Source organism: Vibrio sp. B183 (genome assembly GCF_000740665.1).
Lineage (GTDB): Bacteria > Pseudomonadota > Gammaproteobacteria > Enterobacterales > Vibrionaceae > Vibrio > Vibrio coralliilyticus.
In genome coordinates this window covers 198,085-220,017 of the sequence record NZ_JPQB01000002.1, presented here as the reverse complement: position 1 = coordinate 220,017, position 21,933 = coordinate 198,085, and the positions used below count along the sequence as shown (strand labels likewise).

The 21,933-nt window shown below is 45.0% G+C and carries 20 protein-coding genes; 13 read left to right on the top strand and 7 right to left on the bottom strand.

Annotation, left to right across the window (positions count from 1 at the left end):
* Window positions 1–57 precede the first annotated feature (57 nt).
* Complete coding sequence (locus IX95_RS01155) at window positions 58–486, top strand: VOC family protein (RefSeq protein WP_006962957.1); 429 nt, start codon at window positions 58–60, stop codon at window positions 484–486.
* Between the two features lie 47 nt (window positions 487–533).
* On the opposite strand, the gene nhaC is transcribed toward IX95_RS01155, so the two are convergent.
* A complete protein-coding gene (nhaC, locus tag IX95_RS01150; RefSeq protein ID WP_038156114.1) occupies window positions 534–1,967 on the bottom strand; it encodes a Na+/H+ antiporter NhaC in 1,434 nt (477 codons plus the stop codon).
* 448 nt (window positions 1,968–2,415) lie between these two features.
* Here nhaC and asd point away from each other — a divergent pair, with 448 nt between their 5' ends.
* Window positions 2,416–3,531 (top strand): aspartate-semialdehyde dehydrogenase, encoded by a 1,116-nt coding sequence (gene asd, locus IX95_RS01145; protein WP_038156112.1) that lies wholly within the window; start codon window positions 2,416–2,418, stop codon window positions 3,529–3,531.
* A gap of 104 nt (window positions 3,532–3,635) precedes the next feature.
* Here the strand turns inward: asd and IX95_RS01140 are convergent, their stop codons facing one another.
* Complete coding sequence (locus IX95_RS01140) at window positions 3,636–4,478, bottom strand: ion transporter (RefSeq protein WP_006962954.1); 843 nt, start codon at window positions 4,476–4,478, stop codon at window positions 3,636–3,638.
* A 51-nt stretch (window positions 4,479–4,529) separates the two neighbouring features.
* A complete protein-coding gene (locus tag IX95_RS01135) occupies window positions 4,530–5,168 on the bottom strand; it encodes a YchE family NAAT transporter (RefSeq protein ID WP_006962953.1) in 639 nt (212 codons plus the stop codon).
* Between the two features lie 637 nt (window positions 5,169–5,805).
* Between IX95_RS01135 and adhE the strand changes: the two genes are divergently transcribed.
* Window positions 5,806–8,508: a bifunctional acetaldehyde-CoA/alcohol dehydrogenase gene (adhE, locus tag IX95_RS01130; protein WP_038156109.1), complete on the top strand. Its 2,703-nt coding sequence runs from the start codon at window positions 5,806–5,808 to the stop codon at window positions 8,506–8,508.
* A gap of 204 nt (window positions 8,509–8,712) precedes the next feature.
* Here adhE and minE read toward each other — a convergent pair whose 3' ends face one another.
* The 3 genes from minE to minC are packed head-to-tail and all read right to left on the bottom strand — an operon-like array spanning window position 8,713 to window position 10,472.
* Window positions 8,713–8,976, bottom strand: coding sequence for a cell division topological specificity factor MinE (gene minE, locus IX95_RS01125; protein WP_006962951.1), 264 nt, complete (start codon window positions 8,974–8,976; stop codon window positions 8,713–8,715).
* A complete protein-coding gene (gene minD / locus IX95_RS01120) occupies window positions 8,977–9,789 on the bottom strand; it encodes a septum site-determining protein MinD (RefSeq protein WP_006962950.1) in 813 nt (270 codons plus the stop codon).
* Window positions 9,790–9,809: 20 nt separating this feature from the next.
* Entirely contained in the window at window positions 9,810–10,472 is a 663-nt protein-coding gene (gene minC / locus IX95_RS01115; RefSeq protein ID WP_006962949.1) for a septum site-determining protein MinC, read from the bottom strand.
* A 162-nt stretch (window positions 10,473–10,634) separates the two neighbouring features.
* Between minC and IX95_RS01110 the strand changes: the two genes are divergently transcribed.
* From IX95_RS01110 to IX95_RS01095, 4 genes are all read left to right on the top strand, one after another.
* Window positions 10,635–10,916: a YcgL domain-containing protein gene (locus tag IX95_RS01110; RefSeq protein ID WP_006962948.1), complete on the top strand. Its 282-nt coding sequence runs from the start codon at window positions 10,635–10,637 to the stop codon at window positions 10,914–10,916.
* Window positions 10,917–10,977: 61 nt separating this feature from the next.
* Window positions 10,978–11,949 carry a lytic murein transglycosylase gene (locus IX95_RS01105; protein ID WP_038156106.1) on the top strand — a complete coding sequence of 324 codons (972 nt, stop codon included), beginning with the start codon at window positions 10,978–10,980 and terminating at the stop codon, window positions 11,947–11,949.
* A gap of 50 nt (window positions 11,950–11,999) precedes the next feature.
* Window positions 12,000–12,947: a LysR family transcriptional regulator gene (locus IX95_RS01100; RefSeq protein WP_038156104.1), complete on the top strand. Its 948-nt coding sequence runs from the start codon at window positions 12,000–12,002 to the stop codon at window positions 12,945–12,947.
* A 222-nt stretch (window positions 12,948–13,169) separates the two neighbouring features.
* Window positions 13,170–14,369, top strand: a complete 1,200-nt coding sequence (locus IX95_RS01095; protein ID WP_038156102.1) for a NupC/NupG family nucleoside CNT transporter — start codon at window positions 13,170–13,172, stop codon at window positions 14,367–14,369.
* Between the two features lie 34 nt (window positions 14,370–14,403).
* On the opposite strand, the gene IX95_RS25755 is transcribed toward IX95_RS01095, so the two are convergent.
* Complete coding sequence (locus IX95_RS25755) at window positions 14,404–14,652, bottom strand: YkgJ family cysteine cluster protein (protein WP_006962944.1); 249 nt, start codon at window positions 14,650–14,652, stop codon at window positions 14,404–14,406.
* Window positions 14,653–14,914: 262 nt separating this feature from the next.
* Here IX95_RS25755 and IX95_RS01090 point away from each other — a divergent pair, with 262 nt between their 5' ends.
* From IX95_RS01090 to IX95_RS01065, 6 genes are all read left to right on the top strand, one after another.
* Window positions 14,915–15,322: a DUF2850 domain-containing protein gene (locus tag IX95_RS01090; protein WP_038156100.1), complete on the top strand. Its 408-nt coding sequence runs from the start codon at window positions 14,915–14,917 to the stop codon at window positions 15,320–15,322.
* 148 nt (window positions 15,323–15,470) lie between these two features.
* Window positions 15,471–15,923: a YcgN family cysteine cluster protein gene (locus tag IX95_RS01085; protein WP_038156098.1), complete on the top strand. Its 453-nt coding sequence runs from the start codon at window positions 15,471–15,473 to the stop codon at window positions 15,921–15,923.
* Between the two features lie 56 nt (window positions 15,924–15,979).
* Window positions 15,980–17,575, top strand: coding sequence for an integrase (locus tag IX95_RS01080; RefSeq protein ID WP_038156096.1), 1,596 nt, complete (start codon window positions 15,980–15,982; stop codon window positions 17,573–17,575).
* Window positions 17,572–19,434, top strand: a complete 1,863-nt coding sequence (locus IX95_RS01075; RefSeq protein WP_038156094.1) for a hypothetical protein — start codon at window positions 17,572–17,574, stop codon at window positions 19,432–19,434. The genes IX95_RS01080 and IX95_RS01075 overlap by 4 nt, the downstream gene beginning before the upstream one ends.
* 4 nt (window positions 19,435–19,438) lie before the next feature.
* Window positions 19,439–21,421: a hypothetical protein gene (locus tag IX95_RS01070; RefSeq protein WP_038156092.1), complete on the top strand. Its 1,983-nt coding sequence runs from the start codon at window positions 19,439–19,441 to the stop codon at window positions 21,419–21,421.
* Window positions 21,418–21,876, top strand: coding sequence for a hypothetical protein (locus IX95_RS01065; protein WP_038156090.1), 459 nt, complete (start codon window positions 21,418–21,420; stop codon window positions 21,874–21,876). Before IX95_RS01070 ends, IX95_RS01065 begins: the two co-directional genes overlap by 4 nt.
* Window positions 21,877–21,933: the final 57 nt, after the last annotated feature.

The following is a 21,933-nucleotide window of genomic DNA, read 5'->3' as shown; positions in this document are numbered from 1 at the left end:
AGGCGGTAAGGCGCTGATTCTTAAATTAACTATCTAATTACTCAAAAGGACTGAATTATGAAAGGCTATGTTGAGCACGCAAATATTGGTGTTGTTGATCCAAACAAAACGGTGAAATTACTAACGACAGCTTTACCTGAATGGCGAATCCGTGGTGGAGGTGAATACGTTAATGGTCAGGGTGAGACGATTCAGTGGTGTCACGTCGGTGATGAAAACTCTTACATAGCACTTTCTTCAACAGGAAAAGGGGAGGCGCCGGACTGGCAAACACGATTCACTGGGGTTAAGCACGTAGGGATAGTGGTAACCGATCTAGATGCGATGGAAGCAAGGTTGGCTAAGCAAGGCTATTTTGTCGATCATCGAGGAGATGAACACCCTCATCGCAAGAACGCCTATTATATGGATGATCATAACTTGCAATTTGAGTTTATAGAGTACCTCTCAGAGCAACCAGAACAGAAGAACGATTACTCGTTATAGAGTTAATAAAAAAGCGCCGTTTTGGCGCTTTTCTTTTTGGTTATCTATCAAGCGGTTTGTTTGCTTAACTCTGGTGTCTCTTCTGCACTTGCTGGAGCTGTGGGTTCGCACTTATCGACAAACCAACCCATGTACGAGGTAATAATCGTTACCAAAATACACACAAAACTTAGCCACATAAATGGCGCGTATGAAAGTGTGGCGACACCTAAGATGCTTGCCATATAGATACCGTTGTCACTCCACGGAACCATGCCAGATGTTAGTGTACCGCCGAATTCGGCATTTCGTGACAGGTTCTTACGCTTGTAGCCAAGGCGATCGTAGTTTTTCGCGCAGATCTTCGGAGTGAGGATCAGGGAAACATACATCGCAGAGCCAAACACGTTGCCTAGGAAAGCTGTACCAATAGTGCTGGTTGCCAGTGAACCTGAACTCTGGACACGGCGCTCAAACAGTTTGGCGATGGTTTCCAATACGCCGACTTTGTCCAATAGACCACCAAAGCCCAGACCAAAGACGATCACAGCGACAGAACCTAACATAGAAGACATACCGCCACGGTTGAGAATTGAGTCGATAAACCCAACGCCAGACTCGATATGGAATGGTGCCCACGCAGTATTAAATGCCTGAAGGAAGTCAACATCTTGAATCATCACCGCCCAGATAATCCCCAGTAGTGAACCAAAGCTGATCACTGGGAAAGACGGCATGCGCATCGCTAACAGGCCAAGTACGATCATGACAGGGACGAACGAGTATGGCGCGATGTAGAACTGACTTTCCATGGCATCGATGACTGACTGCACTTGTGTCATGTCAACATTACCGGCGTAGTGGAAGCCAAAAGCAGTAAACATGATACCAGTGATGATGTAACTGATCAGAGCAATCGGCAGCATACCTTTGATGTGCTCAACGACTTCAACGTTAGACATTGATGATGCCAAAATTACGGAATCCGAAAGCGGAGACATTTTATCGCCAAAGTAACAACCTGACAGAACAGCACCTGCTGTGATTGGTGCAGGAACGCCTAGACCTTGGCCAATACCCATCATGGCAATACCAGCAGTACCAGCTGCACCCCACGATGTTCCGGTTGCAAGTGCGGTCAGGGAACAGATGATCATGGTCGCCAGAAGGAAGATAGACGGATGAATCGCTTTCAGGCCGTAGTAGATGATGGTTGGAACAATACCGCCTGAAATCCAAGTGCCGACCAAAGCGCCGACCGCTAGAAGAATTAAAACAGCACCTAGACCATTAGAAATGCCATTAAGCGCTGCTTTTTCTAAATCTTTATACTGGTGACCGAGACGAACACCAAGAATCATGATGACAAACCAGCCTATGTAGAGTGCTAGCTGAATAGGCAAATCCAATTGGGCTGTGAAAGAGAAAGCCATTAGCAAAAACAAACCAAGCGCAGCGATAACTTGCAGCAGGCTTGGTAAACGGGGAGTGAGTTGCGTCATGCAGAGCCTCTTATATGTGTTATATGCCATATGCTCCTATGTGTATGGGGAAGGAACATATAGAGAGTGTTTACTCATTTGGGTACTGGATGCACTTTACATGACTCAGAATAATATTTCGAACAAATACAACTCCGATGTGATTTAAATCTATTGATGTATTTATTGCTAGTTAAAAATATTAAAAATGGTTAAATTTAATGGTTTGAAATGAGTTGTTTTGTGAATGGTATGTAGCACGTAAATCTCTCTTATGTACATTAATTCGCATGTTTTGTTGTAACTTGTGACTGGTGAGCAAAGAAGCAACAAAAAGCCATTTGGTGGAGATATTTAAAAAAAGGATGCAAAAGTTACAGAAATAAGTGAATTTTTCCTTGAGATTTTGTTGGGAAAATTGAAATATTGAGGAATTCCTTTTTTAAATATTGTACACGGAGAGTTGAGAATGAGAGTAGGTTTAGTCGGTTGGCGTGGCATGGTAGGTTCAGTGCTTATGCAGCGCATGGTTGAAGAAAAAGATTTCGACCTTATTGAGCCGGTATTTTACAGCACTTCTCAGGTAGGTATTCCTGCTCCAAATCTTGGTAAAGAAGCAGGTCTCCTACAGGATGCATTTGACATCGAAAGTTTAAAACAGCTTGATGCGGTTGTTACCTGTCAAGGTGGTAGCTATACAGAGAAAGTCTACCCTGCACTTCGTCAGGCGGGATGGAAAGGCTACTGGATTGATGCGGCATCAACGCTGCGCATGGCTCAAGACTCAATCATCACTCTTGATCCGGTGAACATGGCTCAGATTCAGCAAGGCATCCATGGTGGCACCAATACGTTTGTTGGTGGTAACTGTACAGTGAGCTTGATGCTTATGGGCTTGGGCGGCCTGTTTGAAAAAGGCTTGGTTGAATGGACCAGTGCGATGACTTACCAAGCCGCATCTGGTGCGGGTGCGCAAAACATGCGTGAGCTGATTTCTCAAATGGGCGTTATCAACGACTCAGTAAGCTCAGAATTAGCAAACCCATCAAGCTCTATTCTTGATATCGATAAAAAAGTGGCTGACACCATGCGCAGCGGCTCATTCCCAACGGACAAGTTTGGTGTGCCACTGGCGGGCTCTTTGATTCCATGGATCGATGTGAAGCGCGATAATGGTCAGAGTAAAGAAGAATGGAAAGCGGGCGTTGAAGCGAACAAGATTCTCGGCTTCCAAGATGCGCCAGTACCAATTGATGGCACTTGTGTGCGTATCGGCGCAATGCGTTGTCACTCTCAAGCGCTGACCATCAAGCTTAAGCAAAATGTACCAATGGATGAGATCGAAGAGATGATCGCTACCCATAATGATTGGGTTAAAGTGATTCCTAATGATCGCGACATCACTGCAGAAGAGCTAACACCAGCGAAAGTGACTGGTACGCTGTCGATTCCAGTCGGCCGACTACGTAAGATGGCGATGGGTGATGACTTCCTTAATGCCTTTACTGTAGGTGACCAACTACTGTGGGGTGCGGCAGAGCCACTGCGTCGCACACTACGCATCATCCTTGCTGAAAAAGCGTAATTATCAAAGCGAAGAATCATCTCATTCTTGAGGTGCAAGCTTTGTATAAGAAGGAAGGGTTGACGTATAACGTCAACCCTTTCGTTTTTCCTGTTGTCTATTTTCTAGTCTTCTTCGACAACTATCCTTTGGTCAGGGTCGGCCAACTCACTTCCACAATGTTTGCAATGCATGGCATCTGACTCATGTCCTGACTTAGAGCAGTTTGGGCATTTGACCAAAGACTTGTGGGTGCGCATTTCTTGGTTGAGCTCGGCGGTGATGATCCCTGTCGGTACGGCCAATATAGAGTAACCAAGTAACATAGTGATGGATGCAACGGCTTTGCCCAAATTGGTTTGAGGAACAAGGTCACCATATCCGACAGTTGTGATGGTGACGATTGCCCAGTAGATACTTTTAGGGATGCTAGTAAAGCCGTTTTTCGGCCCTTCAATGACAAAGATAAGCGCGCCAAAGATGGTAACAAGGATGGCGACCGTACTGAAAAAGATGAAGATCTTTCTTCTCGCCATGAGCAATGAGCGCAACAAAATATTGGAGTCTTGCAGGTAACGCACCAACTTAAGTACGCGGAATATTCGCATTACGCGTAGCAACCTGATGACACCCATGAATGACGCAGACGGAAAGAAAAACGCTAGGTATGTTGGGAGAATAGCCAACAGATCGACGACGCCGTAGAAGCTTTTTGCGTAAGCCACGGGTTTTGGAGAGCAATAAAGGCGCAGCAGGTACTCGATAGTGAAGAGAGCGGTGAATGTGTATTCCAGGTAACGCAGTTCTGTTCGCCATTGGGATGCGACCGCTGGAATTGATTCCAGAACCAGTACCAGTAACGATGAAAGAATCGCAATAATTAATGCGATATCAAAGGCACGCCCAGCCTTGGTATGCGTGCCAAAAATAATGATATAGAGATGGTGTTTCAGGGATTTGCGTGGCATGACGGTACTACCTTTTAATCGATAGCGCTAATCATACCTGCAACACTCTTGTCAGGCTAATCCAGGGAATAAGTTACGTAAGCCATTGGCGATAAACTCAATGCCAAGTGCTCCGAGAATCAAGCCCATGATCCTTGTGATAACGTTAATTCCTGTCTGACCAAGAAAACGTACAATCAATGGCGCAGAACGGAACAGGAACCAAGAGCAAAGGCAGAATAAGCTGACGGTAATAATGATGCCGACGGTATCCAGCATGGTCGGGTAACGTGCACCATAAACGATAGTAGAACTGATAGCACCGGGACCGGCCATCAGCGGCATAGCCAGAGGAACCACGCCAATTTGCTCGCGGCTGACATACTCGGACTTCTCCTGTTTGTTCTGCTTATCTTCACCTAACTTACCGCTCATCATTGAGAAGGCGATACTAAGTAGAAGTAAGCCACCAGCGACACGGAATGAATCCAACGAAATACTGAACATATCGAGCAGCATCTGACCTGCCAGTAGAGATACGATTAGAATCACGGCGACGGCGAGATTAGCAGTTGCTGCGGTCTTATGTTTTTCTTCCAGCGTCATATGGCCTGTTAGAGAAACAAACACAGGCATGATTCCGACAGGGTTAACGGCTGCGACTAAGCCCAGAAAGAACTGTAAAAAAATTGCGATTTCGAACGTTTGCATTGCGTGTGCCTACACAAAGTAAAGACCAGAACAGGATCACCAGAGTGATAGGCGGAATATAGTCGAAAATTTGCTGAGTCACGAATGAAAAAATCTAAAGCTAATCTGAATTCATTACTGAGAAAATCTAATTCCTGACAGAAACGTAAACACTAATGACATACTTTGTTACGTACAATATGTGTGCAGTTTCCTTCGATTTACACAAACGTTAACATTTGCACATTTTTGATAAAAAAAAGGAGGGACTATAGTGCCTCATTTACGATTGGATATAAGCTTAGTAGCACAACATTAGTGGACCACATGTAAGTTGATGGTCAAGAAATGAAACTTTTTTACAGTTTGTGTGCGATTCGATATCTGAGATACGTAATAGCTGTAAATTTATTTCGTGTTTGGGTTTCTTTTTATTTTTTAAAATTCAACTAGTTAGATTTTATTTTTGATGTGGGATACCACTTAGTAGGTAAATAATATTTCAGAACTGATCTGGGTCAATTTTTTTCACAACCTGAAATAATATAATCAGCTCTGAAAGCAATTTACTAAGAAACACTGTTGAATCAACTAACAACGAGCACACAGTTTACTTACTAAAAAGTTTTTAATATTTGTTAATTTTAGGAGATTCCCTATGCCTGTAACTAATATGGCTGAACTAGATGCAATGATTGCACGCGTTAAAAAAGCGCAAGAAGAGTTCGCGACATACTCTCAGGAGCAAGTCGACAAGATCTTCCGCGCAGCGTCTCTTGCAGCTAACCAAGCACGTATCCCGCTAGCTCAACAAGCGGTTGAAGAATCTGGTATGGGTATTGTTGAAGATAAGGTAATCAAGAACCATTTTGCCTCTGAGTTTATCTACAATAAATACAAAGACGAACAGACTTGTGGCATCCTAGAAGAGGATGACAACCTAGGTACTATGACTATCGCTGAGCCTGTAGGTATCATCTGCGGTATCGTACCAACAACTAACCCAACGTCTACTGCAATCTTCAAATCTCTAATTTCTTTGAAGACTCGTAACGGTATCATCTTCTCGCCACACCCACGTGCGAAGAACTCTACTAACGACGCAGCAAAACTTGTCCTAGATGCAGCAGTTGCAGCGGGTGCTCCAAAAGACATCATCGGCTGGATTGATCAGCCATCTGTAGAGCTTTCTAACGCTCTAATGAAGCACGATGATATCGCTCTTATTCTTGCCACTGGTGGACCAGGCATGGTTAAAGCAGCTTACTCTTCTGGTAAGCCAGCAATCGGTGTAGGTGCAGGTAACGTTCCTGTAGTTATCGATGAAACCGCTGACATCAAACGTGCTGTCGCTTCTATCCTAATGTCTAAAACTTTCGATAACGGTGTTGTATGTGCTTCTGAGCAAGCTGCAATCGTAGTTGATTCTGTATACGACGAAGTAAAAGAACGTTTTGCTTCTCACAAAGCTTACGTTTTGACTAAAGCTGAAGCAGAGAAAGTTCGCAAAGTTCTGCTCATCGATGGCGCACTAAACGCAAAAATCGTTGGTCAACCAGCTCCAGCAATTGCTGAAATGGCAGGTGTTAGCGTTCCAGCAGACACTAAAGTGCTGGTAGGTGAAGGCCTAGGCAAAGTGTCTTACGATGACGCATTTGCTCACGAGAAACTGTCTCCAACTTTAGGTCTATTCCGCGCAGATGACTTCGAAGATGCTGTGGCACAGGCTGTGACTATGGTTGAGATTGGCGGTATCGGCCACACATCTGGTCTGTACACCAACCAAGATGTTAACGCAGACCGCATCCGTTACTTCGGTGACAAGATGAAGACCGCGCGTATCTTAATCAACATCCCGACGACTCACGGTGGTATCGGTGACCTGTACAACTTCAACGTTGCACCTTCTCTAACTCTAGGTTGTGGTTCATGGGGTGGTAACTCTATCTCTGAGAACGTAGGTCCTAAGCACCTAATCAACAAGAAAACTGTAGCGAAGCGAGCTGAAAACATGTTGTGGCACAAACTACCTAAGTCTATCTACTTCCGTCGTGGTAGCCTTCCAATCGCATTGAGCGATCTAGAAGGTAAGAAACGCGCATTCCTAGTTACTGACCGTTTCCTATTCAACAACGGTTACGCTGATGACGTAGTTAGCCTGCTTAAAGCTCAAGGCATGGAAGTTCAGACGTTCTTCGACGTAGAAGCAGATCCAACGCTATCTGTGGTAGAGAAAGGTGCTGAAGCGATGAAGAGCTTCCAACCAGACACTATCATCGCGCTAGGTGGTGGTTCTCCGATGGATGCAGCGAAAATCATGTGGGTAATGTACGAGCACCCAGATACGCACTTCGAAGAGCTAGCAATGCGCTTTATGGACATCCGTAAACGCATCTACAAGTTCCCTAAAATGGGCCAAAAAGCTGAGCTTGTTTGTATTACGACAACTTCAGGTACGGGTTCAGAGGTTACACCATTCGCGGTTGTTACTGACGACAAGACTGGTGCTAAGTACCCACTAGCTGACTACGAAATTACGCCAAACATGGCTATCGTAGATGCAAACCTTGTTATGAACATGCCTAAGTCTCTAACAGCATTCGGTGGTTACGATGCAGTAACTCACGCTCTAGAAGCTTATGTATCAGTTCTAGCAAATGAATACTCTGACGGTCAGGCTCTGCAAGCACTTAAGATGCTAAAAGAGTACCTACCATCAAGCTACGCAAATGGTGCGGCTGACCCAATCGCTCGTGAGAAAGTGCACAATGCGGCAACTATCGCTGGTATCGCGTTTGCTAACGCATTCCTAGGTGTTTGTCACTCTATGGCGCACAAGATTGGTGCTGAGTTCCACCTACCACACGGTCTGGCGAACGCACTACTAATCTCTAACGTAGTACGTTACAACGCGAACGATAACCCAACTAAGCAGACTGCATTCTCTCAGTACGACCGTCCACAAGCACGTCGTCGTTATGCTGAAGTAGCTGACCACCTAGGCCTTAGCCAAGAAGGTGACCGTACTGCTCAGAAGATTGAACGTCTACTAGCATGGCTTGATGAGCTAAAAGCTAACCTAGACATCCCAATGTCTATCCAAGCTGCTGGCGTTTCTGAAGCGGACTTCGTTGCTAAACTAGACGAACTTGCGGTAGAAGCGTTCGATGACCAGTGTACAGGTGCTAACCCTCGTTACCCTCTGATCACTGAGCTGAAAGAAGTTCTACTAGCGTCTTACTACGGTAAAGCGTTCGTTGAAGGTGAGACTTTCGAAGGTACGACTGTTATCAAAAAGAAAGCAGACCAGGTAGCCGCAAAAGCAGCGCCAAAATCAAAAAAAGCAAAAGCTAACGCATAAGTAGGAGCGTTAGTGTTGAGATAGGTTTTCGCTAGCACGAAACCTAACTATCGGGAAAAGGTTTAGCCCCAATCGAAAGGTTGGGGCTTTTTTTCGTTATAAGAATTGCTGAAAGGTGCTGATAGAAGTTACGCGCGGTAAAACTTGCAGCCATTAAAAAAGCCAATGCTCTCGCATTGGCTTTTAAATTCTATTTCACTGGTTTTACTTCTCGTCTTCCGGAAGTTTTACATTCAGCTCCAGTACAGAAATATCGTCGTCTTTGTGTTCAAAAGAGAGATCAACCATAGAAGGATCCACAGCGACGTATTTACCAATTACCTTCAGAATGTCTTCTTTGAGCTGTGGCAGGTACGAAGGTGACGGGTCACCCTGACTACGACGTTCCGCAACGATGATTTGCAGACGCTCTTTGGCTAAATTGGCAGACGTTTTCTTCTGCGGGCGGAAAAATTCAAGTAATGACATTTAGCCTCCGAATAGTCGTTTGAAGATCCCTTTCTTCTGCTCGGTTAGGAAGCGGAAATCCACTTGTGATCCTAATAAGCGCTCGACAGTGTCGTCGTAAGCCATACCCGCGTCTGTTTCGTTATCGAAGATCACTGGTACACCTTTGTTTGAAGCATTCAGAACCGCCTGACTTTCTGGGATTACACCAAGCAGTGAGATATGCAGAATCTCTTCGACATCTTCTACGCTCAGCATTTCACCTTGTGTAACGCGTGCTGGATTGTAACGGGTTAACAGCAGGTGCTGTCTAACTGGCTCTAGCCCTTCTTCAGCACGGCGTGACTTCGAGTCCAAAATGCCCAAGATACGGTCTGAGTCTCGAACCGAAGAAACTTCGGGGTTCGTTGTTACAATAGCTTCATCTGCAAAGTATAGCGCCATCAGTGCGCCTTGCTCGATACCTGCCGGAGAGTCACAGATGATGAAATCAAAGCCCATTTCATCCAGTTCATCAAATACACGGCGAACCCCATCGCGAGTCAGTGCATCTTTATCACGCGTCTGAGAGGCAGGTAGAATGAAGAGGTTGTCTGTACGTTTGTCTTTGATCAATGCCTGATTAAGCGTGGCTTCGCCATTGATTACGTTCACGAAATCGTAAACTACGCGGCGTTCACAGCCCATAATCAAATCTAGGTTGCGTAGACCAATATCAAAATCGATCACTGCGGTTTTCTTTCCTTTAAGTGCCAGGCCTGAAGCAATAGCGGCACTTGACGTGGTTTTACCTACACCACCTTTACCTGACGTGACAACAATAATGCGTGCCATTATGTGTTCCTTATTAATCTTTAAACGGTTAACAACTCGAACTTGAGCGAGTCATTGTCCAAACTGAACATAACTTTCTTCTGCCAGTATTCATCTGCAAACTGTTCTGTGAGCCAATAGTGACCGGCAATTGACATTAATTCGGCATTAAGCTTATTGCAGATGATCACTGCGCCCGTGTTGCCACTGGCGCCAGCAATCGCACGACCACGGAGTGTTCCGTGAATGTGAATAGAACCATCTGCAATAACCTCGGCACCCTCACTGACGTGGCTTAACACTACCAGATCACAGTCCTTGGCGTAGATCTGCTGACCAGATCGTACCGGGGTGCGAATAATCTTGGTTGGTGCCATTTTTGCTGGAGCCTGAGAAGGGGATTTACTGGCTGACATAACAGCAAAACCAGCCTCTGAAGCCAGATTCTGAGTGCGTTTATCGCGACCGCCTGTTACACCAACTGGAATCATTCCAGCGTGTGAAATCCCTTGTTTTAGTCTCGCAAAGTCAATATCACCATCAACTTTTGAAATATTGATGACAACAGGGGCTTGAGCGAAAAAAGCCGGCGCTTGTTCGACTTTTTCACTGAGAAATTGGAGTGTGTTTTCAACATCGTTATTTGAAAGGTGTAAAACGGACAAAGTAAAACTACTACCTTTCAGGTCCGGTGAATTCGACATCTTTTTTTGGGAACCTCGTAAGGACGTTGCCTGAGACTAGGGTTGTCATGTTATATTCCCACAATAAGCACAGCAAGTTATCTTGCGCTCAATTGAGTGTTTTGCTCTCAAAAATAGCGAAACATTGACGTTCTCTGAATCTAAACAGACAAAAGGCTTCCCATGCTTTGTGCAATTTACAAAAGTTCTAAAAAAGAAGGCGCGTACCTATATATCCCGAAAAAGGATGATTTTTCACAAGTTCCTGACACATTGATGCAAATGTTTGGCAAACCTACCATGGTCATGATGGTGAATTTGGACGGTCGCGAACTGGCTCAAGTCGACATTGAAAAAGTGAAGCAATCGATGAAAGATGAAGGCTTTTTCCTTCAGTTGCCGCCACCGCCAAAAAACCTGTTGGACGAATACAAAGAACAAAAGGCGCGCCAGCAATCAGAATAATTTCTCTCATCTATAATAGGGAAGTTGTTGGCGAATCATAATGTTGCTCAAGGAGGGCAATGTGAAAAAATTATTGTCAGTCATACTAGGTGCGACGATTGCGAGCTCAGCTTGGGCTAATGAGCTGAGCTTTGAGCAATACGTTGAAGGATTAAAACAAGAGGCGCGACAAAAAGGCATCTCTGAGCAAACAATTTCTGCGGCTTTTGAGGACGTGACGTATAAACCACGGGCCGTGAAAGCCGATCGTAACCAACCAGAAAAAAAACTCACGCTGGATGAATACATTCCTCGTGCAGTGCCTGACTGGAAAGTAAAACAGGCCAAAGAGCTGTACGTGAAGCATAAAGAAGAGCTACAGCGTATTGGTGAGGAATATGGCGTTCAACCTCGCTTTATTGTCGCGCTTTGGGGCGTTGAGAGTAATTTTGGTAAATTCACTGGTAATTACAGTGTGATTGATGCGCTGTCGACCATGGCTTATGACGGTCGCCGTGAAGCGTTTTTCCGCAATGAAGCCATGGCAGCGCTGACGATTCTTGAAGAAGGGCATATCAAGCCTGAGGACATGAAGGGCTCATGGGCAGGGGCGATGGGCCAGTGTCAGTTTATGCCGAGTTCTTTTCTTTCTTATGCCGCGGATGGCAGCGGTGACGGCAAGAAAGACATCTGGGATAACGAAGCCGATGTGTTTGCCTCTGCAGCCAATTACTTGAGCCAGTCTGGCTGGACCGATTCCTATACTTGGGGACGTCAGGTTAAGCTGCCGCACGGTTTTGATACTAGCATTCAGGGTCGCAGTGAAGAGAGAGGCAAGTACCTTCAGGAATGGAGCAAAATGGGGGTCACTCGCTATGACGGGCGTCCGCTGCCTCAATTGGACGAAGATATTAAAGCTTGGTTGATTGCTCCTGATGACGCCAATGGCCGCGTTTATCTGGTATACAACAACTATAATGTGTTGATGAAGTGGAATCGCTCTTATTATTTCGCTTTAGCCGTCAGCCATCTGGCCGATAGAATCGCACTTTAATTGTTTTGATTAGGAGCTCTTCGGAGCTCCTTTTAGTTTGTGGAGTCCTTGTGCTGTCTGATCGCGCGTCTCAAATGGTGGTGTTTGCCGCCTTACTTACTCATAAAAACTTTACTCAGGCCGCCAAGAGTCTGGGTGTCTCTGTTTCACATGTCAGTAAGCAACTGGCTCTGTTGGAAGAGTCGCTAGGGGTTAAGTTAGTTCAACGCACCACACGGACTTTTACGCCGACTGAGGCAGGAGAACAGTTTTTCTATCATTGCCAGAAAGTGGTGCGAAGTGTTGAAGAAGCACATCTGGAAGTTGAAAGCCAAAAAGATGAAGTGGCGGGGTTGATTCGAATCGGCTTATCGCAGTCGTTTGGTACCTTACATATTCTTCCTGCGATTGATGAGTTACGGTTGCAACACCCAAACCTGCAAGTAGAGATGCATTTGTTTGACTACAAGGTCGACATGTTGCAAGAGGGGCTTGATCTCTGGATTACCAATAACGAGATGCTGCCGGAAGGATATGTCGCACAGCGGTTAGCGGACAGCCAGTTCGTAGTCGCGGCTTCGCCAGAGTATCTGATGAAATATGACACCCCTCATCACCCGAATGATTTGGTTGATCATAATTGTTTGATTTATCGAAGTTGGGAGCGCGATTATACCAGTTGGGCATTTTCCAATCGTGACGATCAAATAAATGTAAAGGTGTCTGGAAATTATTCGGTCGATCTGGCCGAAGCAGTTAGAGATGCGGCTGTCGCTGGGTGGGGAGTCGCTTACCTCGCCACTTATCTGATTCGTGATGAGTTTAAACAAGGTCAGCTGATTCAGCTTTTACCTGAGTGGTTACCCAGTCAGAACATGCCATTTTATGCGGTTTACCCTAGCCGCCGTTACCTGCCGACTAAGACAACAGCAGTAATTGAGTTCATCAAGAAGAAAATTGGTTCACCTTGCTACTGGGACAAACGATTGTCTCCCTATATCCACCGACCTAAAGCCTGATTTTCGCCCTGAGATTATTTCTGTTTTTGGAAACATTTTTTCTTTCTGGAAACAATAAGAAAAAGCAAACGTTTATCTTGATTGAAAACAGCAGCTTATTGCGTTGATTAAAGTTTGAGTTGTGGAAAGTAAACCGGATTTTAACAACTTGGATTTGCATCTCATTTGTAACGGAATATTATCCGACGCCATTCTTAATACCCCTTTTAGTTGGATATTTCCATGAACTCGATCCTCGGAATCATCGCCATTCTTGCACTGGCATGGCTACTTTCTACCAACAGAAAAAATATTAACCTGAAAACGGTATCTTTAGCATTTGCTCTGCAGATTACCTTTGCGCTGTTAGTCCTCTATGTACCGGCAGGTAAGGAAGTGCTGAACAATGTCACCGGAGCGGTGTCGAATCTGATCAACTATGGTCAGGAAGGGATTGCCTTTTTGTTTGGTGGGTTGGCAACCGGTGGCTTTACCTTTGCCATCAACGTGTTGGGTATTATCGTCTTCTTCTCTGCGTTAATCTCCGGTCTGTATCATATTGGGCTAATGCCGAAAGTGATCAATGTGATCGGCGGCGGATTACAAAAACTGCTGGGAATAGGCCGTGCAGAATCTCTGTCTGCGACAGCAAACATTTTCGTCGGTATGGTTGAAGCGCCTCTAGTAGTAAAGCCTTATCTGCGCCAGATGACCGATTCACAGTTTTTTGCTGTGATGACAGGCGGTCTTGCATCCGTGGCTGGTGGTACACTGGTCGGATACGCGTCGCTGGGCGTGGACCTCAACTTCCTGATCGCGGCAGCATTTATGTCAGCCCCTGCAGGTTTGCTGATGGCAAAAATCTTGGTTCCTGAAACAGAAAAAATAGACGCTCAGGTTGAAATGGACAATGTCGATATGCCACGCGCGACCAATGTTGTAGAGGCGATGGCGGATGGGGCGATGTCCGGCTTACGAATTGCTGTAGCCGTTGGTGCCACCTTGCTAGCATTTATCAGTGTGATTGCCATGCTTAACGGCATGCTGGGCTGGATAGGTGGTCTGGTAGGTATGGAGCTAAGTTTTGAGCTCATCTTAGGCTACTTGTTTGCACCTGTTGCTTGGCTGCTGGGTGTGCCTTGGAGTGAAGCGATTACGGCAGGCTCTCTGATTGGCAACAAAGTGGTGGTTAATGAATTTGTTGCCTTCATTCAGCTAATGGAAGTGAAGTCTCAGCTAAGTGAGCATTCACAGGCGATTGTGACGTTCGCTTTGTGTGGTTTCGCGAATATTTCGACAATGGCAATGCTGATTGGTGGACTGGGTAGCTTGGTGCCTGAGCGTCGCAGCTTTATTTCCCAGTATGGGTTCCGTGCCATTGCAGCAGGGGTAATGGCCAACTTAATGAGTGCATCAATCGCTGGTGTGATACTCAGCCTCTAAAACGAAAAAGCCGCTTTATGATAAAGCGGCTTTTTTATGTCAGATTTTCAAGCTCAGTAATGTTGTCGATCGCTTGCTGGTTCGTACTACCACAGACGACAGGACAGGGTTTAAATTCGTGGCACACTTTCGGTCTTTCTGGTTTACCAAACAACTTACACAAATTATCTTCATTGAGCTGAATACATCTTGTCCCAGCCGGCTTACCTTTCGGCATACCCGGAATCGGGGAAGAAATACTTGGCGCGATACAACACGCTCCGCAGCCTAATCGGCATTCCATATTGACGGTCTCATCAAAAACAGGGGCGCGATAGTAGCAAAAAAGATTGCCTATAGCAGTATAAAGTTCATTCGACACATTACATGTTTACTTAATGTCATTCATGACTTGGTCGCCCATATAACTGGGGTGTGAGTAAAAGCAGTTCCGCTCTAATTTATATTTTTGTTAGTTTTATGCGTGTTCCACTAAACTTAAAGGTTAGGGGAAACGCTTTTTAGGCGTTTTGAAATTAAATATACAATCAGGAGTGTCGAGTCATATGAGCGATAAAGGCTTTTGGACAAAACATTCCAGCAAGGTCGCGACTGTCCTTGGCATAGCTGGTGCCATTATGGTCGGTGTCGGCGTCTACTTTATTGTTGATTACGAACACCAACAGGCTCGCCAGGAATTACTTGGTGTGTGGGAAGAGTCGAATGTGGCGACCTATGCCGCCAATACGCTGCATGTGGCGGAAGAAGGGATCTATTGGAACGAAGACTTAATCAGTACACACTTTGCGTTTGATGGTGAAACGTTAGAGTTTAATCTGGGAAGTAGCGAGCAGCGTTATCACTTGGATAGATTACGGGGGACTTTGGTGCATCTCAATGGCAGTTATAAAGCAAAGTACCTCAAACAGTCGTCAAAAACTTACGCATTTGGCTCTCGTGCCAGAGGCCGTTGAACTCGCTAACCTGTTGCTTATCTGAGAGAGTTTCAGAAAGCCTCTTAAATGCTGCCTTCACTTCTCTGTTCCGTACAAAAATTGCCCTTGAACTTTACGCGTCTAAACGGTATAAAACGCTCCCCTTGTCCGATACCGAAGTAATGTTATGAGCCAGCCATTTTGGGAAAGCAAATCACTAGAACAAATGACCGAGCAGGAGTGGGAAGCTCTCTGTGATGGTTGTGGTAAGTGCTGCCTGCATAAGCTCATGGATGAAGACACGGACGAAATCTACTACACCAACGTGGCGTGCAGTTGGTTAAATAGCAAAACCTGCTCGTGCAAAGACTACCCAAACCGATTCACATCAGGTGAGGAATGTACCAAGCTAACCCGCGACGATATTGATGACTTCACTTGGTTGCCACACACCTGTGCTTACCGCTTATTAGCAGAAAATCAGCCGATTCCTGAATGGCACCCTCTGATTACAGGCTCTAAATCTGCGATGCATGCTGCTGGCGAAAGCGTACGTAACAAAGTGGTATACGAGATCGACGTGGTAGACTGGGAGGATCATATCCAAAACTTACCTGATAGACTAAAACCTCATAATTAACTTTCAAAGTTGAGAATGCTGTATATTCTGATCGTATGTACGGCATGAGGTTTTATATGCCAGATAACTATATAAATCAGAAAAAGATCATACGAAAAGAAGTAGAAATTTCGACGATCCCTAACTTCGTTTACAAGAAACCATTGGTGTCCATTGATGAGAGTGGTGAACCTCAGGTTACATACCGTGCCAATGGCAATAAAATTCCCATCAAGAAACTCCCCTTACTCCATATTGTTGGGTATGACGATAAAGACAACCTAATCAGCTACCAACCATTAGATATGGTCAATGAGTTCTTATTATCGAAAGCAATCGATGACGGTGTACTTGAGCTTGGTACAGATGCTCAGGGGCTTGCTCATTATTTTAGCTTTGTATTGGATAAACAGGCAGAATGGGACGCTGAATACGATGAAGAGGACTTTGACCCTCTCTATGATGACCCCCGCCCAGAATGGAATGCTTTTTCTCGTAAAAAACAAGAGCGGTTAACCTACCAATATCGAAATGGGATAAAGCAACTCGCTATTGATGGTGTATTGGCTAAAACAACGGCTAGGCAATATATAAGCAGTGTAGTTGGCTTTTATAAACACTGCCTTCGCCAAGGCATCCGCTTCAATAATCCACCCTTCCAGTTCGAGACGGTGAACATCCATTACGAGGCGTCTGCATCCAGTATGAAAGCTTACCAGCGTAAGCAGGTTCACACGACGGATATGCGGATTAAGTTTTCTAAATCATCTCGCAGTGGCGGCACGAACCTCAACAACCTACGTCGTGACTTAAAGGCGTTTACGAATAGTGAATGGAACATCCTACAAAACATACTGATGAAGTCCCGCAGGGTGGTTCGTCATGGTGACAATAATAAACTGCACTCACTGCCGATTGAATTTTGCCTGCACCCAATGATTTGCCGTAATACGGGGTTACGCAGAGAGGAAGCAGCGAGCCTTCATTTGGGACAGATTGTTAACCCTGAAACCCTGATTCAGGATGGCAAAGAGGTGTTTAAAAAGCCAGTGATGGATTTGGGTGTCGGTGATAAGTACCAATCACTCACAAAGACGGCTGAGGGCTTCGCAGAGAAGAATAATAGCCGCGTTACTATTATCCCCGCCGCATTGATGAAGATGCTTTACGATTACTCGCAGTCTGACAGGTATCAAAAGCGCCTTGAGAAATTCAAAGCATGGTGCAATGAGCAGGTTGAGATTGGTAATACGCATCTCTTTGAGGGTGACGATGCCATTAACCCCGAGCTGGAATACCTGTTTATTACCCAGTCTGGGAAACCGATGTTTACACGGCTACAGGACTTTACTGGGCGCTGGGTGGAAATTCGTAACACTGCAAACCTAACCCAAGGTCTCGACAAACCGATTGTCGGCTCCATACATAACTTACGCTCAACGTTTGCTGTGAATATCTTCCGCCACCTTTTAAATAAAATGGATGAGTATGGCAATCCATCAATCACACCTGATGAAGCATTGGATAGGGTATCAGCACTGCTAGGTCATGAAGATAGGGCGACGACCATGGAATACCTGAAAATTGCACAGGATATGCCCTCTGCCGATGAAATTTACGAGGACGTACTGGACTATATTGGCGCTTTTGATGATTTGGAGGTGACACTATGAGCCAAGGACGAAAGCGAACCAAAATTACAACAAAGAAGACCAGCACACCTATCATCCCACTCTGCTTTGAAGATATGGCATTAGATTGTGGCAGTGGAATTAAATCCTACACCCACCGCCTACGCTACCGTAATGTCCCGACAGTGAAACAGATTGAATCAGGGAGTGGTGTGTTGGCGAATCGGGATGATATCGTCAGGGACATTCACCAAATGCTAACCCCCTTACCTGCAAACAAATCAAAACAGCGTTATTTTTCGGGACTTGTAAACTACTTTCAATATCTTGACGGCATCGGTTATCACGGTGACCTTTTCAGTAATGCCATCATGAGAGATTGCATTAAGCACTTCAATAAATTACGCGAGAAAGGTGAGCTGGTATCGAAAGCACCACAGATTCAATGCAGCTTGTCTTTCCTGTTAAGGCTGTGGAGCAGAGAGTCTGACCTTAAGGCGTTGCCGAAGGTTGCAGCAAGCCCTTTGGCTGCGAACAAAGCGTTCCATCTGGAAACAGAGCTGAAGCCACTATCCAAGATATTGGTTAAAGGTGCACTGGCCTTTCAGGAGGCGATTGAGAAAAATGAGTTGTTAGATATCCATCCGTTCTTTGATGAAGAGTTGTTTGACGAGCAAGCAAAGCGTCTTGGATGGACACCAAGTCAAATTAGTTATAAGAAACGTGGTTTTAAGAGGTGCATGAAACCTACGGCAGGAACTAAAAAGAGTAGTTCACTTCAACTTGAGCAGTTGAATAGGCAGGTATTTTATAATCAGGCTTCACGCAATTGGTTTTTCGTATTCTCAATGCTAACAGGTATGAATACATCAGTGCTTGCTAATATTCTTCACAAGGACATTGCATTTAAAAGTATTGGCAGTGGGCGGTTTGTTCTTGGCGGTGAAAAGTTTAGGGCAGGCTATAAAAGTTTGGATAATAGTGCTGGCTTTAGCCTGCGAACTAAAGGGTTGATTACCCGATGGCTAAATACCTCTAAAGCGATGTACCAATCACTGGGGATTCCGTTATCAAATGAGCTGCCGCTTTGTCCTTATTTTAGTTCCAGAGGTGAGGTCTTCTCGTTCAATACCCACGGTTCAAAGATTGGCTGCATCAATTCACAGCTTGAGAAAATAACGGGGTTAAAGGTTACGACAAGTCGATTTAGGGCAACAAAGTCCGATGTGCTGATGCGAGTGACTGAAGATATATTCCTTGTGTCACAGGGATTGAATAATACCGTGAATGTTGTCGCTAAACGCTACTCTAGCGGCGTTCAGGCAGACCATGATAATAACCTAAATGCCACGTTTGGCGCATTAAGCGCTATTGCTAAAGGTGAGGAAGTTGGCAAAGCCATTGAAGGCTCTAAGGTAATGCACAGCGATGTTTTGTCTGATTATGATTATAAGAAATTGCGTATCCGTGAAAGCCAAGAGCAGCCATTAATGACCACGCCCAGTGGCATCAAATGCGCAGGACCAACACCAGAGAAACTTATTGCAGAGGCAAGGCGTATGAAGCAGTTGGGGGTCGATTTTTCCCAAGATAAAGGGCGTTGTACGGATTTTCTTGCCTGCTTTGATTGTGACAGCCATAAATTGGTGGCGTCAGAAAATGATATCTGGTTAATGCTGTCATTTTTGGAGCAAATCGAAGATCTCAAAGAAATGGCAGCAAGTAATTCCGCACCGAAAGATGAGTATTTTGTGGTGGAGGGGATGTTGATAAAAGTCCTTTTCAGGCTGAAACAAAAAGCACCGAAAAATTACGCTCAAGCAAAACAAAAAGTGGATGATGGCGACTACCATCCGCTTTATCAAGCCCGAGCCAGTGCAGGACAATTCTTTAAGGGGTAATGAAATGTCTAAACAGCTTATACAGCTTCGCCAAGAACTCGCTGAAAATCCGTATGTGACGTTTGACTCTGACAAGAACGGTGTATCACGTGTCTTTGATGTAGTGTGGGACTTCCACGCCCTGAACCAGAATGTAAAAACAATGTCTTTTGGGCAAATTGATGAGAAGTACCGCCACGATATTCAGTCTTACCTCTATGCACTGATGCAATGGCAAAAGAAGAACTCTGGTTCTGATTCACATATGGCGGTTAGTTCGTTGGTAAGGGCTAGGTGTGACTTATACACCATTGCTAAATGCTGGATAAAAAGTGACTTCAGTTTGCTTTCGAGCGAGCGAGAGTGGAAAAAGTGCACTAAAGCATTACATAGGGGGGGCGGTGAAGCCTGGTGCAAACACATTGCGTCTACGATTAATGCACTGAATAAAGCGGGCCTTGTAACGCGTTATGTCCATAAACGAGAGTATATCCAGTGGGTTAAACCTGATGCTTGTGAAGGTCAGGCAATTGCGTTTCCAGAAACGATTCATGTCAGTATTTTAAAGATCGTTGTTGAGTTTGTGGAAACCTATCACCCCTATCGTCATCAGATTCCAGTAGCGATGGAAAAGCTATACACCTATCAGGATGAAATGTTCAAAGCTGAGCTTAAAGCGCTTGGTGTGAGTAGCCTTAGTGAGAGGCAAATGCACACATTCAACGCTAGGATATCTCGCAAAACAAGTAAGTGGCCTGAACGAAAAGCCATTCCTAATTTTTCGTTTTCCAGACGTGGAGCTTGGTTAGGCACATTACTCAGGATGTGTTTTATCTGTGTCGGTTTGTTCTCCGCAGCCCGAAAGGAAGAGCTACTTTCCATGAACAAAGAGAGTTATGACGATACATTAGCTGCTGTGCCCAAGGTTTCAGGGTTTTCGACAAAGGGAATTAAGGGCGAAAAGATCTATGCGACATGGAATACTGCACCAATTGCAAAGTTGGCGTTAGAGCTAGCTTATGATGCCACGCAAGCCGCAAGGAAATATCAGTTAGAGCGACTGGATGACGGCTATCAAAATGGTCAGCTAACCCAAGACCAATACAACGCTAAGAAGCAAGACCTTGAGAGTGCCTTTATTTCTTCTGACATCCCTTTAAACAGTGAAGCGCTCATAAATAAAACATCGTTAAAGTACAAGATTGAAGGTGCTGATGATGCATTGAATATGAAAGAGTTCAACATTACTGCGACTGCCGAAGAAGTTGAAGAATTTGACCTTTTAAATCCAGAGCGAGCAGGAAGTTTAAAGGTTGGAGGCGGTTTACCTAAGCTAAGTTCCCATGATTTACGACGGAGTTTTGTGGTCTTTATGGTGAAAAACCGACTGGGCAACGCACTCACAGTAAAATACCAGCTAAAGCACCGCAATATTAACATGTCCAACTGGTATGCGAATTATTCGGAACTCGCGCGCACCAACCTATTGCTGATGGATACCAAGTTAATTAGTGAATTTGATGAAGCAATTGAAGCATCTGCTGTGGACGCATGGGATGAGATTTACAATGTATCCGAAACCTTAAGTGGTGCTGAGGGCGAGCGTATAGCTCAGAATAAAGCAGAGCGGCTAGCACTGGGTGAAGAAATCGTGATGTCTCGGAGTGAACTGGAGGCATTGGTAAGGTCTGGTGACAAATCCATTGTATTACTTCCTACAGGTGGCTACTGCACCAACCGTAATTGTGAACGCCTTTGCTCCCTAGTGGATATCGTTGAAGTCCCTTGTGAGCATAAGGTTATCACTGACAAGGCGGCCAAAAGGCTTTCAAGGGAGCGGGATAACCTCATTGCTTCATTTAGGGCAATCAATGATATAGGTGATTATGCCAATGAGTTGATTCTGGATGCTAGAAAAAAGAAGATTCAGTCGATTGAACCAACGTTAGTCAAGCACAACATACTATTTGATTGCTTCAATGATGATATTAAGGCGGTGTGGTTATGAAAGTAGAGTATAAGGCGACCAGCAAGGCCGAGGGGTTACTGGTCAATGCATTTCAGCGACTATTAAATGGTAAGCCGCTTCATGTTAAGGTAACGGGTAAACTCACGTTGAACCGAATCAATAATGAAGCTCGGCTTGGCAATAGCTATATCCATAAGTTCAAAGAGTTCGTGGCCTACGCCAAGCCTGTGATCGATGAATACAACCTCAACCGTGATAAGGCAATGACAACAGGTTTAGATATTGAGCTAGATGTCCCATTGTCTGAGCTTGATAGGCTCAAGCACGAACTAAAAAAAGCAAATGAGCTTAAGGATAAATACAGGGTTCAGCGAAACAATGCCATTGAGGCTCGGAAGCAGTTGGAGGCTGAAAATGCGAGGTTGCGTTTTAGGGTGTTTGACCTGCAACAAGAGTTATTGGATGAAAATTCAGTCGTGACACCAATCAAGTAACGCGCTCTCACGTGCAATGGGGTTAGGGACGTAACACGTTACTTCCCCGAAGTTTGT